Origin of the sequence: Halorussus sp. AFM4 (assembly GCF_051194995.1) — an archaeon.
Taxonomy (GTDB): domain Archaea; phylum Halobacteriota; class Halobacteria; order Halobacteriales; family Haladaptataceae; genus Halorussus.
This window is the reverse complement of the sequence record NZ_JBNTJT010000001.1, coordinates 397,064-415,888: the sequence shown is the minus strand read 5'-3', so window position 1 is coordinate 415,888 and position 18,825 is coordinate 397,064. Positions and strand designations below refer to the sequence as shown.

General features: G+C 70.7%; 22 protein-coding genes. 13 read left to right on the top strand and 9 right to left on the bottom strand.

The genetic code is table 11. The annotated features are described in order from the left end of the window. Positions 1-6 precede the first annotated feature (6 nt). From ACQUQF_RS02120 to ACQUQF_RS02080, 9 genes are all read left to right on the top strand, one after another. On the top strand, positions 7-1,596 hold the full coding sequence (locus tag ACQUQF_RS02120; protein WP_435175251.1) for a cytochrome c oxidase subunit I: 1,590 nt from the start codon (positions 7-9) through the stop codon (positions 1,594-1,596). A 61-nt stretch (positions 1,597-1,657) separates the two neighbouring features. Further along, positions 1,658-2,083 (top strand): hypothetical protein, encoded by a 426-nt coding sequence (locus ACQUQF_RS02115; protein ID WP_435175249.1) that lies wholly within the window; start codon positions 1,658-1,660, stop codon positions 2,081-2,083. Between the two features lie 124 nt (positions 2,084-2,207). Further along, on the top strand, positions 2,208-2,687 hold the full coding sequence (locus ACQUQF_RS02110) for a cation:proton antiporter regulatory subunit (protein WP_435175248.1): 480 nt from the start codon (positions 2,208-2,210) through the stop codon (positions 2,685-2,687). Further along, on the top strand, positions 2,687-3,916 hold the full coding sequence (locus tag ACQUQF_RS02105; RefSeq protein ID WP_435175246.1) for a cation:proton antiporter: 1,230 nt from the start codon (positions 2,687-2,689) through the stop codon (positions 3,914-3,916). The genes ACQUQF_RS02110 and ACQUQF_RS02105 overlap by 1 nt, the downstream gene beginning before the upstream one ends. Before the next feature lie 132 nt (positions 3,917-4,048). Beyond that, positions 4,049-4,660 carry a hypothetical protein gene (locus tag ACQUQF_RS02100; protein ID WP_435175244.1) on the top strand — a complete coding sequence of 204 codons (612 nt, stop codon included), beginning with the start codon at positions 4,049-4,051 and terminating at the stop codon, positions 4,658-4,660. 104 nt (positions 4,661-4,764) lie between these two features. Beyond that, positions 4,765-5,166 (top strand): helix-turn-helix transcriptional regulator, encoded by a 402-nt coding sequence (locus ACQUQF_RS02095; RefSeq protein WP_435175242.1) that lies wholly within the window; start codon positions 4,765-4,767, stop codon positions 5,164-5,166. After that, positions 5,163-6,407, top strand: a complete 1,245-nt coding sequence (locus tag ACQUQF_RS02090) for a Glu/Leu/Phe/Val dehydrogenase dimerization domain-containing protein (protein WP_435175240.1) — start codon at positions 5,163-5,165, stop codon at positions 6,405-6,407. The genes ACQUQF_RS02095 and ACQUQF_RS02090 overlap by 4 nt, the downstream gene beginning before the upstream one ends. Positions 6,408-6,511: 104 nt before the next feature. Beyond that, positions 6,512-6,832, top strand: a complete 321-nt coding sequence (locus tag ACQUQF_RS02085) for a hypothetical protein (RefSeq protein ID WP_435175238.1) — start codon at positions 6,512-6,514, stop codon at positions 6,830-6,832. Continuing rightward, positions 6,829-7,746, top strand: coding sequence for a hypothetical protein (locus ACQUQF_RS02080; RefSeq protein ID WP_435175236.1), 918 nt, complete (start codon positions 6,829-6,831; stop codon positions 7,744-7,746). The genes ACQUQF_RS02085 and ACQUQF_RS02080 overlap by 4 nt, the downstream gene beginning before the upstream one ends. A 78-nt stretch (positions 7,747-7,824) precedes the next feature. Here the strand turns inward: ACQUQF_RS02080 and ACQUQF_RS02075 are convergent, their stop codons facing one another. Further along, on the bottom strand, positions 7,825-8,286 hold the full coding sequence (locus ACQUQF_RS02075) for a hypothetical protein (protein WP_435175234.1): 462 nt from the start codon (positions 8,284-8,286) through the stop codon (positions 7,825-7,827). 121 nt (positions 8,287-8,407) lie between these two features. Between ACQUQF_RS02075 and ACQUQF_RS02070 the strand changes: the two genes are divergently transcribed. Further along, positions 8,408-8,647, top strand: coding sequence for a glutaredoxin family protein (locus ACQUQF_RS02070; protein WP_435175233.1), 240 nt, complete (start codon positions 8,408-8,410; stop codon positions 8,645-8,647). Between the two features lie 107 nt (positions 8,648-8,754). After that, positions 8,755-9,288 (top strand): cob(I)yrinic acid a,c-diamide adenosyltransferase, encoded by a 534-nt coding sequence (locus tag ACQUQF_RS02065; protein WP_435175231.1) that lies wholly within the window; start codon positions 8,755-8,757, stop codon positions 9,286-9,288. 105 nt (positions 9,289-9,393) lie between these two features. On the opposite strand, the gene ACQUQF_RS02060 is transcribed toward ACQUQF_RS02065, so the two are convergent. The 5 genes from ACQUQF_RS02060 to ACQUQF_RS02040 all read right to left on the bottom strand — a co-directional run bounded on the left by ACQUQF_RS02060 (position 9,394) and on the right by ACQUQF_RS02040 (position 14,701). Then, a complete protein-coding gene (locus ACQUQF_RS02060) occupies positions 9,394-9,567 on the bottom strand; it encodes a 50S ribosomal protein L37e (protein ID WP_435175229.1) in 174 nt (57 codons plus the stop codon). Beyond that, on the bottom strand, positions 9,564-9,755 hold the full coding sequence (locus ACQUQF_RS02055) for an LSM domain-containing protein (protein ID WP_276278964.1): 192 nt from the start codon (positions 9,753-9,755) through the stop codon (positions 9,564-9,566). Before ACQUQF_RS02055 ends, ACQUQF_RS02060 begins: the two co-directional genes overlap by 4 nt. A 147-nt stretch (positions 9,756-9,902) precedes the next feature. After that, on the bottom strand, positions 9,903-12,575 hold the full coding sequence (locus tag ACQUQF_RS02050) for an AAA domain-containing protein (RefSeq protein ID WP_435175227.1): 2,673 nt from the start codon (positions 12,573-12,575) through the stop codon (positions 9,903-9,905). Positions 12,576-13,029: 454 nt separating this feature from the next. Then, entirely contained in the window at positions 13,030-13,206 is a 177-nt protein-coding gene (locus ACQUQF_RS02045) for a DUF7501 family protein (RefSeq protein ID WP_435175225.1), read from the bottom strand. Positions 13,207-13,471: 265 nt separating this feature from the next. Then, positions 13,472-14,701, bottom strand: coding sequence for a Cdc6/Cdc18 family protein (locus ACQUQF_RS02040; RefSeq protein ID WP_435175223.1), 1,230 nt, complete (start codon positions 14,699-14,701; stop codon positions 13,472-13,474). 829 nt (positions 14,702-15,530) lie between these two features. Here ACQUQF_RS02040 and ACQUQF_RS02035 point away from each other — a divergent pair. After that, complete coding sequence (locus ACQUQF_RS02035) at positions 15,531-16,484, top strand: zinc-dependent metalloprotease (RefSeq protein ID WP_435175221.1); 954 nt, start codon at positions 15,531-15,533, stop codon at positions 16,482-16,484. A gap of 63 nt (positions 16,485-16,547) precedes the next feature. On the opposite strand, the gene ACQUQF_RS02030 is transcribed toward ACQUQF_RS02035, so the two are convergent. Both ACQUQF_RS02030 and ACQUQF_RS02025 read right to left on the bottom strand, forming a co-directional pair. Continuing rightward, complete coding sequence (locus ACQUQF_RS02030; protein ID WP_435175219.1) at positions 16,548-16,745, bottom strand: hypothetical protein; 198 nt, start codon at positions 16,743-16,745, stop codon at positions 16,548-16,550. A gap of 2 nt (positions 16,746-16,747) precedes the next feature. Beyond that, positions 16,748-17,242, bottom strand: a complete 495-nt coding sequence (locus ACQUQF_RS02025) for a nuclear transport factor 2 family protein (protein WP_435175217.1) — start codon at positions 17,240-17,242, stop codon at positions 16,748-16,750. A gap of 144 nt (positions 17,243-17,386) precedes the next feature. Here ACQUQF_RS02025 and ACQUQF_RS02020 point away from each other — a divergent pair, with 144 nt between their 5' ends. After that, positions 17,387-18,178, top strand: a complete 792-nt coding sequence (locus ACQUQF_RS02020; protein ID WP_435175215.1) for a hypothetical protein — start codon at positions 17,387-17,389, stop codon at positions 18,176-18,178. Between the two features lie 28 nt (positions 18,179-18,206). Here ACQUQF_RS02020 and ACQUQF_RS02015 read toward each other — a convergent pair whose 3' ends face one another. After that, the gene (locus tag ACQUQF_RS02015) at positions 18,207-18,758 is read right to left on the bottom strand and encodes a hypothetical protein (RefSeq protein WP_435175213.1); all 552 of its coding nucleotides are present in this window, start codon (positions 18,756-18,758) and stop codon (positions 18,207-18,209) included. Positions 18,759-18,825 lie beyond the last annotated feature (67 nt).

Below are 18,825 nucleotides of genomic sequence, written 5' to 3'. Positions count from 1 at the left end.
CCTCCCATGTCCGCGAAACCCGCCGGCGTCAGGCGCTGGCTCACCACGGTGGACAACGAGGACGTCGGGCTCCTCTACCTCGCCTTCGGGTTCGGCTGCGGCGTCGTCGGCGCCGGCGATGCGCTGCTGCTCCGGACTCACCTGCTGACGCCGGGCGCCGACGTCTGGCCGGCCGCCACCTACGACGCGCTGTTCACGACCCACGGGCTGACGATGCTGTTCCTGTTCGCGACGCCCGTCGTCTTCGGCCTCGCGAACTGCGTGCTGCCGGCGCTCGTCGGGGCCGACGACATGGCGTTCCCCCGGGTCAACGCGGTCGCCTTCTGGCTGCTAGTCCCCGCGGCGGCGCTGATCCGGTCGGGGCTGCTCGCGGACCTGGCGGGCGTCCCGGGCGCGTCGCCGCCCGCGACGGGGTGGACCCTCTACGCGCCCATGTCGGTCGAGGCGCCGAACCGGGCGATCGACCTGCTGCTGCTGGGGCTCCACCTCTCGGGGGTCAGTACGATCATGAGCGCCATCAACTTCATCGCGACCGTCGTCGCGGAGCGCCGGATCGCGTGGGCAGACCTCGACATCTTCTCGTGGACGATGCTGACCACCGGCGGGCTGGCGCTCTTCTCGTTCCCGGTGCTCGGCAGCGCGCTCCTGATGCTGCTGCTCGACCGCAACTTCGGCACCACGTTCTTCGCGGTCGAGGGCGGCGGGCCCATCCTGTGGCAGCACCTCTTCTGGTTCTTCGGCCACCCCGAGGTGTACATCCTGGTGCTGCCGCCGATGGGTCTCGTCAGCCTCGTCCTGCCGCGGTTCGCCGGCCGGCGGCTGTTCGGCCGGCCGTTCGTGGTGTACTCGACGCTCGCCATCGGCGTGCTCGCGTACGGGGTCTGGGCCCACCACATGTTCACCACCGGGCTCGACCCGCGCGTCCGGGCCAGCTTCATGGCGGTGACGCTGGCCATCGCGGTGCCGAGCGCGGTCAAGACGTTCAACTGGATCGCGACGCTGTGGAACGGTCGCGTCCGGCTGACTGCGCCCATGCTGTTCTGCGTCGGCGCGGTCGGCAACTTCGTGCTCGGCGGCGTGACCGGGGTCTTCCTCGCGTCGATTCCGGTCGACCGGCTGCTCCACGGCACCTACTACGTGGTCGGGCACTTCCACTTCATGCTGGTCGGGACGAGCGTCTTCGCGCTGTTCGCGGGCGTCTACTACTGGTTCCCGCTGCTGACGGGCCGGCGATACAACGCCGCGCTGGCCCGGCTCCACTTCTGGCTGACCGCGGTCGGCACGGTCGGGGCGTTCGGCGCGCTCATCCTGCTGGGCTTCCGCGGCCTGCCGCGCCGGATGGCGACCTACCCGCCGGCGCTCGCGCCGCTCCAGCAGTTCGCCACGGTCTGGGCCTACGTCCTCGGGCTCGGGCAGGTCGTCTGGGTCTGGAACGTCGCGCGGTCGCTCCGCCGCCGGCCGCTCGTCGCGGACGCGAACGTCTGGGACCTCGACGACCGCCTCCTGACCCCGGAGTGGGCCCGGTTCGACCCGCCGGGCGCGGACGACTCGCCCCGAGAGGACGACTCGCCGGGGGAGGACGAGGACGACCGCTGACAACTGCAGTGAATCGCCCCGACGACAGCCATCTACCGACAGCCACCCACCGACACCACCCATGAACTTCCCAGCCGAGTCGATCCCCGACGGCGCACTGTACGCACCCCACCACTACCTCTACGCGCTGTACCTCGTGCTGTTCGTCAGCGCCCGCAAGTGGGACATCTACCCCCGCGAGGAGCCGGTGTTCGTCGCCGGCAGCGCGCTCGCCGGCCTGTTCGGCTGGGTCCACGTCTGGCGGTACTACCCCGCGCCGGGCGCGGTCCTCTGCCTGCTCGGCGCTGTCGGCGTGATACTCGGCGGCGTCGTCACCACCCGGTACGGCCTCCGGTGGCGGCTCTCCGTCGTCTGGACCGGGCTGGTCGCGCTCGACGACGCGGTCTCGCACGCCTTCGGCGTCTGGACCCCGCTGGACTGGCTCTGGGGCGTCGCGCTGGCGTGGGGCCACCGCGCTCTCGCGGGGGTCGGTCCGTGCCTCGCGTGAGGCCCCCGCGGACCCGCAGCCCGGAGACGAACCGCCCCCGCGACGAGCGATCGCGTCGCGGCGAGACGACTCCGATTCGCAGTCGCGTCACGACGACTCGACTCGAAGCGCGCTCCACCACATCATGACCGTCTACGAGACCGAACTCCCCGGCGTCGGTCGGAAGTACGAGCTCGACCGGGCCGACGACCGGCTCGTCGTGGTGGTCCACCACGACGGCGACCGCGACGTGTACCGACGACTCCCCGAGCGGGACGAGACGACTCACCTGTTCGCGCTCCGCGACGAGCGGGCCCGGAAGCTCGGCGCCGTCCTCGAGGGCGCGTACTTCCAGCCGGTCGAGCTCGACGCCGTCGAGGTGCCGGTCGGCGACGCCGTCATCGAGTGGTACGAGCTGTCGGCCGACGCCCCGCTCGCGGACGGCCGGCTCGGCGACGCCGAGGTCCGCAGCGAGACCGGCGCGACCGTGCTCGCGGTCCGGCGCGACGGCGAGACCCACCCGAGCCCGGACGCCGACTTTGCGCTCCGGCCGGGCGACTGCGTGGTGGCGCTCGGCGACCGCGAGGAGCAGGCCGAACTGGAGCGCCTCGTGACCGGCGAGTGATGGGGGTGACGAGTCCGTTCGCACTCCTCGCCGGAGTCCCCCGGTCGCTCCCGCTCGTCGCCCAGCTCGGCGTCCTGCTGACCGCGCTGGCCGTCGCGGGCGCGCTGGCGTCGCGGCTCGGCCAGTCGGTCATCCCGGCGTACATCCTGGCGGGCGTCGTCGTCGGCCCGAGCGCGCCCACCGCGGTTCTCGGCGTCCCGGTGGCGCTGCTCGGCGACGCGGCGTTCGTCCACGCCTTCGCGGACCTCGGGCTCGTGGTGCTGCTGTTCTTCCTCGGGGTCCACGTCAGCTTCGAGCGACTTGCGGGGAGCTACCGGCGGCTGCTCGCGGCCGGCCTGGTCGACTTCGCGCTCAACTTCGCGGTCGGGGTCGGCCTCGGGCTGCTGTTCGGCTTCGGCCCGGTGGCGACCCTGCTCGTGGCGGGCATCGTCTACATCTCCTCGTCGGCCATCGTGACGAAGGCGCTGGTCGAGCGCGGCTGGATCGCCGACGCCGCGAGCGAGCCCATCCTCGGCGTCCTGGTGTTCGAGGACGTCGCCATCGCGGTGTACCTGGCGTTCGTCGGCGCGCTCGGCCCCGGCGGGAGCGTCGCGGGCGCGGCGGTCCGGGTCGCGACCGGCCTGGGCTTCCTCGGCGCGGTCGCGCTGGCCGGCTGGTACGGGGCCACCGCGCTCGAAGTGCTCCTGACCGTCGACTCCGAGGAGCTGTTCGTCCTGCGGGTGCTCGCGGTCGCGACCCTGGTCGCCGGCGCGGCGACCGCGACCAGCGTGAGCGTGGGCGTCACCGCCTTCGTCGTCGGGGCGGCGGTCGGCCGGACCGACGTCGAGGAGCGGGTCGAGCGCTCGCTCGCGCCGGTCCGGGACCTGTTCTCGGCGGTGTTCTTCCTGTCCATCGGCGTCTCGACCGACGTCCTCGCGCTGCTGGACCTCGCGGGGCTGCTGGCGGTCGCGGTCGCCGCCACCACCGCCAGCAAACTGGTCAGCGGCGCCCTCGGCGGGCGGCTCTACGGCCTCGACGACCGGCGGTCGCTCCGGGTCGGCGTCGGCATGATCGCCCGCGGGGAGTTCTCGCTGGTGCTGGCCGCGCTCGCGCGGGGCCTCGTCGGCGGGCCGGCGCGGCTCGTCCCCGAGTTCGGGGTGGGCTACGTGCTGGCGATGAGCGTCCTCGGCACCCTGCTCGTCCGCCACGAGGGCCTGCTGGCCGACCTCGCCGACGTCGGGGAGGCCTGATCGCCGGGCCGACGGGACCGCGAGCGCGTCCGGTCACTGGTCGGCTCCGCGTCCGGTGGGCCCCGCCCGGACGACGCCCTCCCGACCGAGATGATGACCTCACGGCCCCGCAGCGAACCCCACTACTGAACCATGACAGACGACACGACCGAGCGAGCGGCGAGCGACGCACCGACGAGTGACCGAGTCCCCGCCGGCGCCCGAGCACCGACCGGTGGCGGTCGGTCGGCCAGCGGCGGCGGTCGATCGACCGGCGGCACCGGGCGGCCGACTCGCGGCCGCGGGCGGTCGACCCGCGCCGACAGGTCGGCCCCACGGGGCGGACCCGTCGGCGGGAGCGAGGGCGACACCAGTTCCGCGCAGGCGCGGTTCTGGCTCACGAACGACGTCCTCGCGGTCCTGCTGGTGGTCTCGCTCGTCGGCGTGGTCGTCGGCGCGGCGCTGGGCGCGCTCGACCTCGCGGCCGTCCCGGTCGAGCTGCGGCTGGCGTACCTCACCGTCTCGGGCGGGGCGGCCGTCTGGACGTTCGGCCAGCCGGCCTACCGGACGTGGGCCCGGGCCCGGCGGGGCGGTAGGCGGGCGTCCGGCACCTGCGCCTGCCGTTCGGGGGTCGGCGTCCGAGCGGTCGGCGGGTGCGGTCGGGGGACGGCCGCGTGCCGACCGGCACCCGTCGCTCGCAGGCGGCGGTTCCCGCGCCGCCGGGGTCGCGGCGGTCGCCGACGCGGCTACGGGGCTCGTTTCTGAGACGGCTATCGCGCTCGATTCCGACTGCTACCGCGTTCAGGACCGGCTGACGGCGGGTTCGAGGCCCGCGCGCGGCGTGGCGGCATCCGCCGCCGTGAGAACCCGTGGCAACGACAGACCCGACGACAGAACGCGTGCAGACCGAGGAGCACCGACCCGATCCCGAACCGCTCGCGGGCCTGACCGGCTTCGAGCGGGACCTCCTGTTCACCATCGCCCGACTGGAGGGGACCAACCCCGCCGGGGTCGCCATCGGCGACGAACTCGAGGCCCACTACGGCGAGGAGCTGAACCGGGGCCGGCTCTACCAGAACCTCCGGAGCCTCGTCGACGCGGGCCGGGTCCGGACCCTCCCGCTCGACGGCCGGACCAAGGTCTACCGGCTCGCCGACCCGACCCGCGAGCGACTGATCGCCCACCTCGACTGGGAGCGGGAGTGCCTGACGACGCCCGACGACGGGCGGTCCGACGGCGAAGTGACCGACGACGGAGCCGGTGACGAATGACGGGGAGGGACGCTGACAGCGGCGCCGGCCACGACGCGGTCCGCCGGCAGTTCGAGCGCGCGGCCGACCGGCTCGACCTCGACCCGGCGGTCCGCGAGCGGCTCCGTCGCCCCGACCGGACCCACCGCGTGGCGGTGCACTACGAGCGCGACGACGGCACCCTCGCGACCGCGACGGGCTTCCGGGTCCAGCACGACGGCGTCCGCGGCCCCTACAAGGGCGGCCTGCGCTACCGGCCGTCGGTCTCGCGGGCCGAGTGCGCCGACCTCGCCGCCGCGATGACCTGGAAGTGCGCGCTGGTCGACCTGCCGTTCGGCGGCGCGAAGGGCGGGCTGGCGGTCGATCCGCGAGGACTGTCCCGCGACGAGCGCGAGCGACTCACCCGCAGCTACGCCGACGCGCTCCGGGAGTTCGTGGGCCCGCGCCGCGACGTCCCGGCGCCGGACCTCGGCACCGGCCCGCGGGAGATGGCGTGGTTCGCCGGCGCGTACGGCGACGGCCCGACCGCCGAGCGGGGCGTCGTGACCGGCAAGCCGCCCGCCGCGGGCGGACTGGCCGAGCGCCGCGGCGCCCCCGGCCGGAGCGTCGCGCTGGTGACCCGCGAGACGCTGCGCCACTACGACGAGGCGTTAGAGGGCGCGACCGTCGCGGTGCAGGGGTACGGCAGCGTCGGCGCGAACGCCGCCCGCCTGCTCGACGACTGGGGCGCCGACGTCGTCGCAGTCAGCGACGCGTACGGCGGCGTCTACGACCCCGACGGGCTCGACACCCGCGCGGTGCCGGCGGCGTTCGAGCGACCGGGCGCGGTGACCGACCACGACGCGACGCCGATCTCGAACCGGGAACTGCTCGCAATCGACGCCGACGTGCTGGTCCCCGCGGCGGTCGAGAGCGTCCTCACGGAGGCCAACGCCGACGACGTCGCGGCGTCGCTGGTGGTCGAGGGGGCGAACGGGCCGACCGCGCCCGAGGCCGACGCGATCCTCGCCGAGCGCGACGTGCCGGTCGTGCCCGACCTGCTGGCCAACTCCGGCGGGGTGACCGCCTCGTACTTCGAGTGGCTGGGCGACGTGACGACCCGGCAGTGGTCCGCCGAGCAGATCGGCGAGCGCCTCGACTCCCGGGTCGTCTCGGCGTGGCACGAGGTGCGCGACCACCTGGGCGACGACCGCCGGTGGCGCGACGCCGCCTACGACGTCGCGGTCTCGCGGATCGCGGCCGCACACGAGGCGCTCTCCTGACGGGCCGGGCCCGCGAGCACCGGCCGGACGCATCGCTCGAAGGGACCGACTCTTCGAACTGAACGCACGACACTCGAACGTCACGTCGTCGCAGACAACTCACCATGACACTGGAACAGGACATCGCACTCGCGGTGCTGCAGTTAGTCGCACTGGCGATCCCGCCGGTGGCGGTCCTCATCAAGATGCTCCGGCGGTCCGAGAACCTGGCCTGGCGCTACCGCCGGCTGAGCTTCGGGCTGGCCATCGCGAGCGTCGTGTTCTTCATCCTCTCGGGGATGTCGGTGCTGGGGTACTTCTACGCCCGGTACGCGCTGGCGACGCTCATCGAGGTCGCGCTGGCCGCCACGGTGGTCGGACTCGTCCCGTTCGCGCTCTTCACGGGCGTGCTCTACAAGGAACACAAGGCGCAGTTCGGACCGTGACGACCGGCGACGAGGCCGGCGAGTGGGCGGTCGCCGAGACCCCGACGGACGCGACCCTCTACGCCGTCGTCCAGACGGCGGCCGGCCCCCACGCCGTCGGCGAGGACGGCGTCGTCCTCGCCCGGCGCACCGATTCCCCCGACGATGACGGGTGGCGGGTCGTCGTCGAGGCCGGGCCCGGCGCGCGGCGCAACACGCTGAGGGACGCGGCCGTCACGGCCGGCGGCGAGCGCGTCTGGTTCGCCGGCTCCTCGGGCGCGCTCGGGGCCTACGACGTCGCGGCCGACCGGAAGCACGACCACTCGGCGCCGATGGAGAAGACGAGCACCTGGGAGGCCGTCGCGGTCGCCGGCCCGCGCGACGCGGAGTCGCTCCGGGCGGCGAACGGCTCCGGCGAGGTGCTGCCCGTCGCGACCGACGACGACGGCTGCCCCGAGTGGGGCGAGGTCTCGGAGCCCGGCAGCGGGTCGTCCGTCGCCGGACTCGCGTCGGACGGCCGGCGGTTCTTCGTCGCCGACACCAACGGCGGTGCCTTCGAGGAGCGCGGCACCGACCGGACCGACATCAGCCCGCGGAACGCGGAGGTCGACTTCCACGACGTGGCCGCGTCCGAGGCGACGGTCCGGATCGCCGGCGACGGGGGGCTCGTCTACCGCTACGACCGGGTCTGCCGCAACTGGACGCCGTGCCGGGTCGGCGAGACCGCCCTCCGCGCGCTGGCCGTCGACGGCGACGCGGCGCTGGCGGTCGGCGCAGGCGGCCGCGCCTACCGCCGGACGCCGACGACCGGCTGGCGGAGCGTCCCGACGCCGGTCGAGGAGAGCCTGCGGGACGTCGCGCTCGGGGGTTCCGGCGACGCCGTCGGTGAGACCGACGTGGCGGTCGGCGAGAGCGGCGTCGTCATCGAGCGCTGACCGCCCCTCTTTCGTACTGCGGTTCGCGGATTTCCGTACCGGCGACCGCCTCGGCGGGAGCGTGACGACAGCCGGCGATCAGGCCGGCGTCCCGACGTACTCGAAGCGGCGGTAGAGATACAGCGCGGCGGCCTCGAACGCCGCGCCGACGAAGGCGACGCCCGCCGCGAGCAGGGCGACGTCCGAGACGGTGACGTAGGCGATGGCGAGGTAGACCGCGACGGGCGTTCCGACGGCGAACGCGACGTACGGCTTCCAGTCGGGGTTCCACCGGGTTCCGGCCTCCGCGAGACCGACGGCGTCCCGGTAGAGGGCGGCTATCGCCCCGACGCTCGCGGCCGCGAGGACGCCGCCCGCGACCAGCACCTCGACGGCCGCCAGGAGGTGCGAGGAGCGCTTCGCGAGCACGAGGAGCCCGATCGTGCCGACGACGGTCAGCGCGAGGTAGCCCGCGAGGTACCGGCTGTACCGCGGGGCGACCCCGGTGGCGGTGCGCGGCTCGGTGGGAGACGTCTCGATTCGTGACGGTTCGGAGGACATCCCGTCAACGAATAGGAGCGCTTCGGCCGTATAACCCCGAGAAACGGTAGAAATCCGGACTTTCGCGGTGGCGACGTCGCCCGGCAATAGCTACTTGCGTGTCGAAACCGAAGCGTCGCGCATGTCGATCACGCTCTACGCGCTCGACGGCTGCCCGTACTGCGAGACGGTCCACGACGCGCTCGACGAGCACGGCGTCGACTACGAGACCGAGTGGGTCGAGGCGCTCCACTCCGAGCGCGACGAGGTCAAGCGAGTCAGCGGCCAGCGCGGCGTCCCGGTGCTGGTCGACGAGGAGCGGGGCGTGACGATGGCCGAGAGCGAGAAGATCGTCGAGTACGTCGAGAAGTCGCTGGCCTGAACTCCGGGTAGAACTGGTTCGGGCCGGGAGGGTAGAAGTGGTTCGGGCCGGGAGGGTAGAAGTGGTTCGGGCCGAGAGTTAAGTAGAGCGCGTCGGTACTCGGAGGCATGAAGATATACACCGGCCGCGGCGACGAGGGCCAGACCGACCTCCGGGACATGTCGCGGGTCTCGAAGGCCAGCCCCCGGATCGAGGCCTACGGCACGGTCGACGAGGTGAACGCGCTGGTCGGCCGGATCCGGCCCACCGGCTACGACGACGTCGACGAGCAGCTCCGGGAGATCCAGAACCACCTCCACGTCGTCCAGGCCGACTTCGCCAACCCCGACCCCGACGAGGACGACCCGGTCGTCCGCGAAGACCACGTCGAGCAGCTGGAGGAGTGGATCGACTCCTACGACGACGAGCTCGAGCCCCTGCAGTCGTTCATCCTGCCCGGCGGCGGCGACGCCGGCGCGCGGCTCCACCACGCCCGGACGGTCTGCCGGCGCGCCGAGCGCCGGGCCGTGGCGCTCGAAGCCGACCAGGACGTCAACGACGTCGCGGTGACGTACCTCAACCGGCTCTCGGACGCGCTGTTCGTCCTCGGGCGGGTGGTCAACCAGCGCGACGGCGTGCCCGAGGAGTCGCCGACGTACTGACGGCCGGGCGAAGGCCCGGTCGCCGAGCTTCCGTCGGCGTACTCGAGGCCGCTCGCTGCTCGGTATACTGGCTTCAGAGAGAAGGGAGAGTCGCGTCCGCGGCGGTTACTCGCCGGACTTGCTCTGCCACTCGTAGTCCCGGCGCTTGCTCGACTTGCCGAAGCCGCAGTTCGAGCACTCCTTCTTCTTGCTGTGATACGACTTCTCGCCGCAGCGACGGCACTTGACGTGCGTCGTCTTGTTCTTCTTCCCCTGGCTCGGGGTTCCTGCTCCGGTCATGGGCTAATCGACACGAGGTTGTCGCCGCGTATAATGGTTGTGTCTTCCTCGTCGGTGTCCTCCAGCACCAGGTTCATGTGCTGGTCGTACCCCGTGAGCACGCCCTCGAACTCTTCGCCGCCTTTCAATCGCACCGTAACCTCCTCGTCGAGAGAAGCTTCCAGTACGTCGAGCGGTCGTCCACTCATACACAATAGCGCCACCCGTCGAAGCCTTAAACGTACCGAAAGCGGCTCTCTGGGGAAAGTTTCGTATCGGTGCGTCTGAATCAAACGGAGCAGGGGGCGTCCGATCGGCGGCGAGTCCGGCGGGCCGAACGACCCGGAGACGGTCGCTCACTCCGCCCAGTCGACCATCCGTCCGTAGAGGTCCTCGCTCCGGAGCGCCGCCTCGTCGCCGACCAGGACGAGCGACTTCTTCGCCCGGGTGAGCGCGACGTTCACCCGGCGGTGGTCCTCGAAGATGGGGCTGTCGAGGTCGCCGGTGGCGACGAACGACACCACGATGACCTCCTTGCTCGACCCCTGGAAGCGGTCGACCGTGTCGACCGCCACGCCCTCCGGCACTCGACGGCCGATCTCGGCGACCTGGGCCCGGAACGGCGCGATGACCCCGATCTCTGCGGGGTCGACGCCCGCCGCGAGGAACTCGTCGACCACCTCGGCCACCCGCTCGGCCTCGACCGGGTTGGTGTTCCCGTCGGTGCGACCGCCGGGGTCGACGAACGAGACGCCGCCGCCCCGGAGGTCGTCGGGGAGCGCCGCGGGGTCGACCGCCGGCAGGTCGGCGAGGCGCTGGGCGGCCACGTCGCCGCCGGCGGGCCGGAGCTCGCCGTCGTAGAACTCCCGCGACGCGAACGCCTGGATGCGCTGGCTCATCCGGTACTGGCGGTCGAGCATAACGCCCGCCTCGGGGTACTCCTCGATGAGGCGCTCGAACAGCGAGGTCGAGAGCTCGTTCTCGGTCCTGACGACCGGCGGGAGCTGCTGGTGGTCGCCGACCAGGACGAACCGGTCGGCCCGGTTGACCGCGGCCAGGGTCTCGGGCTCGGTGAGCTGGGAGGCCTCGTCGACCAGCGCCACGTCGAACGACTGCTCGCGCATGACCCGCGACCCGCAGGTCGCGGTGGTCGCGGCGACGACGCTCGCGTCGCGGAGCTCGGCGACGCGCTCGCCGGGGTCGCCGGCCTGCTCCAGCCGGAGGTCCTGCATGTCCTCGCGGACGCCGCTTTCCGTCCCTACGCGCACGACATCCTCGAAGCCCTGGTCGCGCAGCGCTTCGAGCGCGTTGTCGACCGCGCGGTTGGTGAACGCCGAGAGCAGGACCCGCTCGCCCCGCTCGACGAGCGCCCGGATCGTGCGGGCGATGGTGTAGGTCTTGCCCGTGCCGGGCGGGCCGTGGACCAGCGCGAGGTCCTCGGCGTTCACCGCGAGGTTCACGGCCTCGTTCTGGGCCTCGTTGTTGTCGATGTACGTTCGGTGGTCGTCGCGGAACTCCGGGTCCTCGCGCCCGAACAGCACGTCCTTCCGGCGCGGGTCGCCCTTCAGCAGGAAGTCGTGGAGCGCGGTCAGCATCCGGTCGGCCGACAGCTCCGAGGGGTAGACGTCGAGCCGCCGGAGCTCGACCGGCTCGTCGGCGGTGACGATCACTTCGTCGCCGAGTCGCTCGACGCGGGCCAGTTCGGCGTGGCCGTTCACGGGGTCGCCGTCGCTGGCGAGCACCACGTCGCCCTCACGAATCTTGGAGACGGCGCCGCCGGTCCGCTCGGCCCGCATCTCCCACCGGCCGCCGTCGAGCTGGCGCCGGCCCGCGGGGTCGAGGTCGATCAGCGCCCGGTCGTCGTCGGCCCGCTCGGCCGCGGTCTGCTCCCAGAGCTTGGCGTACTCGGCGTGGGTCGCCCGGCGCTCCTCCTCGACCAGCCGGTAGATGCGGTCGAAGTACTCGCGTTCCTCCTTCGGGATAGGAGTGCCGATTTGGCCGGCCTTCGACTCCTGATCGAGCCGGCCCGAGACCACCATGCAGGTGTCCTGCTCGAAGCAGTACTCGCACTTGGCGTCGGCCTCGTAGCCGGTGGGGACGCCGGCCGCCGGGTCCGGCGATTCGACGGTGTGGTACTCCATCGCGGCGATCTCGTTCCTGGTCCGGACGACGAAGTCCAGCAGGCCGTCGCCGACCGAGAACTCCTTGGCCGGCGAGAGGTCGCCCGACTCCTCGCTGCGGTCGAGCGCGCTGTTCTTGGTGTAGAGGAGGGTCCCGGTGTCGGCGGGCACTCCTTTCTCCTGGAGCAGGAGGGCGTAGCACGCCGCCTGGATCTTGTCCTGGAACCGGGGGTCGCGCTTGAGGTTCTTGCCGGTCTTGAGCTCGACCGGCATCCCCCGCCGGAGCGCGTCGGCCCGGCCCTTGATGCCGAACCGCTCGCTGATGAGCGTCTGCTCGCTCCGCCAGTTGTCCTCGTCGGTGAGCGCGCCCTGCGCGAGCCACCCCTCGATGGCGGCGGCGTTCTGGCGGACCTCCTCGGCGACCTCGTCGCGCTCGCGGCCGAGCAGGCCGAGTTCCAGGCCGGCCTCCTCGACGCGCTCGTCGATGGACTCGTCGAGGTCGCGGCCCCGGAGCAGGTCGCCGAACACCTCGTGGACGATGGTCCCCTTGATCACCGGGTACTCCAGGGGGATGCCCGAGAGCTTGTTGAGGTAGTACATCCGCGGGCACTGGACCCACGACCGGACGTCGGTCACGTCCACCAGGAAGGAGGGCTCGACGACGACGTAGGAGTCGCCGTCGGTGGAGTAGGTCGTCTCCCCCTGGTATTCGTCCTCGGCGACGTCGGTCACCAGCAGCTCCATCCCCGGTTCGAGGAGGTCGGCGCTCTCGGTCCACTTGCCCCACAGCGTCACCGTCTTGTGGCCGTCGTCCTCGCGGACCGTCACCTCCGCGAGGTCGCGTTCGCCGTACTGCGTGCTGACGGTTCGAACCTCGCCGACTTCCGCGACTTCTCCCCGGACGTTCACGACAGCACCGTAGCGCCCGACGGTAGAAAAATCCCGACGGTCGCGGGCGGGGTGGGTACCTGTCGGGGTCTCATCTCTGTGGGGACGACTGCGAAGGGAAAAACGACCGTGAGCTGCTGTTCGGTTGGCGGTACGACCGGGGTCGCCGGGTCGTCAGTCGGCGCCGTGCGGCGGGATGTGACCGCACTGCCGGCACGACTCGTACCCGTGCGCGTCTACGAGTTCACCGCTGCATTGGGGGCATCTCATCGTGGAAGTCCGTAACCGCGACGTCCTGATAAGCCTTCCTATAAGATTCCCTAATTCGACATTACCAATATTAGGACACCTATTATTTTTACCCCGTGAATCTCCGCCACGCAGCAGGGAGCTACTATCCACTGAGAGGAGGTCTATCTGGTCCTCAGCGGGGTCACCAGCGAAAAGAGTTCGGCCTCGGAGAACGCTGCTCGGGTTACCCGGACCAGCCGCCGCAGATGTCGTCGGTGATGTTGCTGCGCCACGTCTCGAAGCCGGCCTCGCAGTCCGGGTTCTCCTCGATGTGGTCGATGAACCCCGCGCCGGGGTTCTGAAGCTCGCTCCCGCAGAACGGGCAGTCGTTCGGGTCGTTCCAGGTCGTGGTGGCTGACATGGTTCGAATCGCCACGTCCGGACGTATAAGTTCTGTCCAGGTATGTCTTAGATACCTTTATCTACCTAGTATGTGCCTTATACACTCCCTGGAGGCTGACGCTATTTCGACGAGAAGCGGACAGGAGAACCGAGGTAACGGCCGAGAACAGTAGTGCTGCTTAGAGATACGGCGGTACGGCTGAGGGTCCCGGCAGTATGGCTGAGAGACCCGGCAGTACAGCTCAGATACTCGACGGTACGGCTCAGAAGCCCGGTCGTACGGCTCAGATACCGAGGTCCGCGATCCGGGAATCGCGGTTGAGGACTTTCTTGACGATGTCGGGGTCCTCGAGCAGTCGGTGCTTGGTGTGGACCCCGCGGCCCCGACCGCGGCCCTTGGTCTCGGAGTTGATGACGTTGAGGAAGTCCTGCTCCTGGAGGATCTCCTGGACCCGGCGCTCGGACAGCGAGTCCATGTCGAGCTTGCGCGCGATGGACTGGTACTGCCGGTAGATCTGCTGGGTCGGGAACTGGTCGCGGGGCTTGTTCTCGGTCAGGACGGTCAGCGCGAGCAGTATCGCCTTCGCCTGGGTCGGCGCGCCCTCGATGAGCTCGGCGAATCGGTCGGCCTCGGTCTTCTCCTTGGCGGCGTAGACGTGCTCCTCGGTCACCATCTCGTCCTCCTCCTTGGTGGCGATCCGGCCGGCGTTCCGGAGGATGTCGATGGCCTTGCGGGCGTCGCCGTGCTCCTGGGCGGCCAGCGCGGCGGTGAGCGGGACGGCGTCGTCCGAGAGCACCCCGTCGCGGAAGGCGTCGGCGCGGTTCTGGAGGATGTCGACCAGCTGGTGGGCGTCGTACGGCGGGAACACGAGCTCGTCGTGGGCGAAGCTCGACTTGACACGCTCGTTGAGCTCGTCGGGGAAATCGATCTTGTTCGAGATGCCGATGATGCCGATGGTCGAGTCGGTCACGCGCCGGTTCTCGCCCGCTCGGGAGAGCTTTCGGAGCACCTCGTCGTCCTCCAGCATGTCGATCTCGTCGAGGATGATGATCGCCACGTCGCTGCAGGCGTCGATGATCTGCCAGAGCCGGTCGTAGTAGTCGCCGGTGCCGAGCCCGCGCTGGGGCACCGAGATGCCGGTCTCGCTCCGGTCGTTGAGCTCCCGGCCGAGGGTCTTGATGACCGACGCCTCGGTCGTCTGCTCGCCGCAGTCGATGAACGCCGTCTCGACGTCGACGTCCTCGTGGCGGGCCTCGTTCTCGACGCGCTTCGAGACGCTGCGGGAGATGAGCGACTTGCCGGTCCCGGTCTTGCCGAAGATGAAGAGGTGGGTCGGCTCCTGGCCGAAGATCGCGGGGTTGAGCGCCTCGGCGACCTTCTGCATGTGCTCGTCGCGGCCGACGATCCGGTTCGGACCGGGGAGGTGGGAGATGCGCAGCAGGTCCTCGTCGGCGAAGATCGGTTCGTCGTACCGGAAGAGCGGGTCGCGGTCTACGTCGTCGTCGGTGGCCATCTGCTGGCAGTGGGTTCGCACTTCAGCACATAAATGGAGGGGGTATCGTCGCGGATGTATCTCGCCGGCCAGCGTCGGGAGGAGTGGGTTTGGAACCTGTTCGAACGAACCGCCGATTCGGAGTACCTTCGCGGATGTTCGGTCGGGAAGGGGGCAACTCCCGAGCGTCACCGGTGTTCGCGGAGAGCTGTCGAGGATTCCCGCAGACACCCCCCTCGCGGATGTAAGACGCCGGACGGAGTGGGGAGGAGGGGTGGCCGGCGCGGAGCTGTGTTCCCGGTTCGGTACGGGAACGTGTTCCGAGTCGGCGTGCGGTGACGGAATTTGTGAGTGGGGGTGGAAGTGGGAGGGGTGAGTGAGAGGGTGTAAGTGTGAGGATGTGAGTGGAAGAGGTGAGTGGAAGGGGTAAGTGAGAATATTTGTAAGTAGGGTTATGCATAGGCGAAAGATGTGGGCGGCAGACAGGATTCGAGTGGGACACTGACACACCCCCGTCGCGTCTGTAACGGCAGACGCGTCTAGTTGTTGAACACACACCACCATCGCGGATGTAAATGCCGTATTTTCTGTGTATTGAATGGCTCTACTGCAGATATCACGTATCGGATTGTCTCTGGGGAAGAGATCCCGAGATACATCCGCGACAGTGGTGTCAGGGGCCGAGGCCCTCGCCGACCGACCGAACCCACCGCTTGCTCTTACAAACGCGACGGTGGTGTGGGCCCCGACTGAAATCCCCGACCCGGACCGAGGGACAGGCGCGGAGACGGGGAACAGACCCGCCGACCGACGGCAGAAAGATTTTGACGACTCGTCTCCAACTGAAACCGTGAATCTCTATCGTAGCGTCCGGGCGATCGCCGACGCGTCGGGCGACGGACCCATCGACTGGGACGCGGTCGGCGAGGCCGCCAAGGCGGTCACGCCGCCCGGCTCGCTGGACCTCTCTGCGGCCGAGCGCGAAGGATACGCGGCAGACGTGCGCGACGCCCGGAGCCGAGTCCGGGAGGTGTCGGGTGCCGACTTCGACGTCCCGGACACCGTCGAGGTGCAGAACCGCCACCACTGGATCGACGCCAACATCGACACCTTCCGGCGGGTGATGCACCCGGTCGAGGAGCACGGCCCCGCGGTCATGCCGGGCGTCGCCCGGACCATCAACACCGGGACGATGTCGGTGATGCTCTCCGTGCTCGCCAAGAACGTCCTCGGGCAGTACGACCCGCTCCTGCTCGCGGAGGGCGACGAGCACGCCCTCTACTTCGTCCGGCCGAACATCGAGCGGATCGCCGGCGAGCTCGACGTGAGCTACGACCGCTTCCGTCGCTGGATCGCGTTCCACGAGGTGACCCACGCTGCGGAGTTCGGCGCGGCACCGTGGCTCTCGGACCACCTCGAGGAGCGGATGGAGTCGGGCATCGACGCGCTGGCGCACGGCCGCCTCGACCGCGAGGCGTTCCGCGAACTCGACGCCGCGATGACCGCGGTCGAGGGGTACGCCGAGCTCCTGATGGACGGCGCGTTCGACGACGAGTACGCCGACCTCCGCGAGAAGATGGAGGCCCGCCGGCGCGGCGGCGACCCGCTCTCCCGGCTGGTCCGCCGACTGCTGGGGCTGGGCCTGAAGCGCCGGCAGTACGAGCGCGGCAAGGCGTTCTTCGACGCGGTCGCCGCCGAGCGGGGCATCGAGGGCGCGAGCGCGGTCTGGGACCGCCCGGAGAACCTGCCGACCGACGCCGAACTCGACGACCCCCAGCGGTGGCTGGCGCGCGTGAGTCCCTGAGACTGCGGGTATCGTCTACTCCTCTCCTGTCACGCCTCCTCTTCTGTCACGCCTCCTCTCCTGTCACGCGATCCGGACCAGGTAGGCGAGCAGAACAGCGCCGACCACGAGTCCCGCGACGATCGCCACCCCGACCTGGAGCAGCGACCCGCCGCCCGACAGCGTGATGAGCCCCGCCGACGCGCCGACGAGCACCACGATGGCGGCCTTGAGCCGGTTCATCGCTTCGCGCTTCTCCTCGCGAGACGGTGGCCCGACCATCGTCACCAGTCGCGGGGGGCGCTGACGTGCATCTGGACGAAGCGCCAGTCGCCGCTCCCCGGACGCTCTGCGGCATCGCCCTCTGGACGTTCCGCGGCTTCGCCCTCCGGATGTTCCGCGACATCGTCCTCCGGATGCTCCGCGACCTCGCTCTCGGGACGGTCCGCGACCTCACCGTCCGGACGCTCCAGGACGCCGCTCCAGCGCGTGTCGAACGACCGCCGGTCGCCGCCCGCGTCGGTCCACGCCAGCCCGACGTCGTCGGTGAACCACGCGACCGAATCGCGGGCGGTGACCCGCAGGTCCCGGCTCTCGACGCGCCAGTCGTCGGTGGTCCGCGTCTGCTCGCGGAGCCCTTCGGCGACGGCCTCGCCGCCCGCGAGCCGCTCGCGTACCCCGAACTTCACGACGTCCTCGCGGCCGGCGAAGTACGGCGCGAGAGGGTCGCCCCGCCGGAGCGCGCCGTAGTACTCCTCGACGGTTTCGGTCGGGTCCATGCGAAATCGGTGTCGGCGGACCCGCTTAAGCCTTCGTTCGATACGCACGCCGGGTGCGCGGTCGGCCCGGCGGCCACGCCGATGGTTACAATCGCCGTTTCACCCTCCTGAAAGCATTTACCGGCCGACCGCCTGGCCCCGACAATGACCCGACCGAACGCGGCGGTCGCCGGCCTGCTGGTCGTCCTCGTCGTCTCCGCGGGCTGTCTCGGCGCGTCCGGCGGTCCGGCGAGCGAGCGGACCTCCGATGCCGCGACGACCGCCGCCGGACCGACCACAGACAGCGGCGAGTCGCCCGCATCTGCGCCCGTCGACTGTCCCGATAGCAGAGATCGGTATCGCGACATCGCCGTCGCCCACGTCGCCGAGGAGGCGGGCGCCGACGCCGCGAACGTCTCGGTCGTCAACGACGCCTTCGTCGACTACCCGCTGCTCGGCGAGTGCTACTACTCGGCGAAGGTCCGGAACCGCGAGTCGGGCCGCACGCTCGGGGTGTTCGTCGCGGAGAACGGAACCGTAGCCGACCGCGACGCGGTCGAGGCCCGGGCCGACCGGGCATACGAGCGGAAGTACGGCAACGTGAGCCGCGAACTCAACCGGCAGCTACGGTCCGCAGGCTCCGACGAGGAGATCCCGGTGACGGTCTCGGTCGCCGAGATAAATCGCACCGCGGCCGGGGCGGCCGTCGACCGCGAGGACCTGACCGACACGGAGTACAAGCAGGCACTTCAGGAGGAAGTCGAGCGCCGGGCCGAGAACCGGACCGCCGCCGTCGCCGCAGAACTCCGCGCGATGGCGGGCGTGACCGTCGAGGGGACCGGGTGGCTCCGGGTCGACGTGACGGCGACGCCCGCGGCCGTCGAGGCGATGCAGTCGGTCGACGGGGTCACCTGGCTCGACTCCCGCCGCGAGGGGACGACGACCTACCTGGACTGACGGACGGCCGAAAAATCACCGACTGCCGTCACTGGAAGCCGCGACCCACGTCGTCCTCGTCGATGAGGTCGTCGAGCTCCTCGTTGAGCAGGTCCTCGGCCTCCTCGAACCGGTCGGAGAGCTCCTCGGCGGGGTCGGGCCGCCCGTACCGGTCGAAGTCCATCGGACCGAACGCCGGGCTGTCGAGCGCCTCCATCACGTCGTCGAAGAAGTCGTCGGGCGTGGTGGGCGCGTCGGCGTGGGCCTTGACGACCTCCTGGAGGTGGCGGGCCTTCTCCTCGGCGTCGTCCTCGTCCTCGGGCGGGCTGCGGACCGCGAACCGGCCGCCCGACTCCTCCTCGGGGAGGAACGAGCCGATCTCGTCGTCGAGCTTGCGCGCGACCCGACTGCCGACCCCCCGGACCTCGTAGGGGTTCTTGGCGTAGGTCTTGAGGAGGTAGACGCCGGCGCGCGGGTGGCCGAGGTAGAGGTCCTCGCCGACGCCGCCGGCCCGCTTGCCCCCGACCGCCCGCCAGTCGTCGGGGTCGACGTCCTTCTCGACCACGTCCTCGACGATGTCCTGCCACTCGCGTATCCGCATGGCTACGTGAATCCAGCGACCGCGAGCGGATTAACGTATCGGTCCCGACAGTACCGCGGCCGCGTTC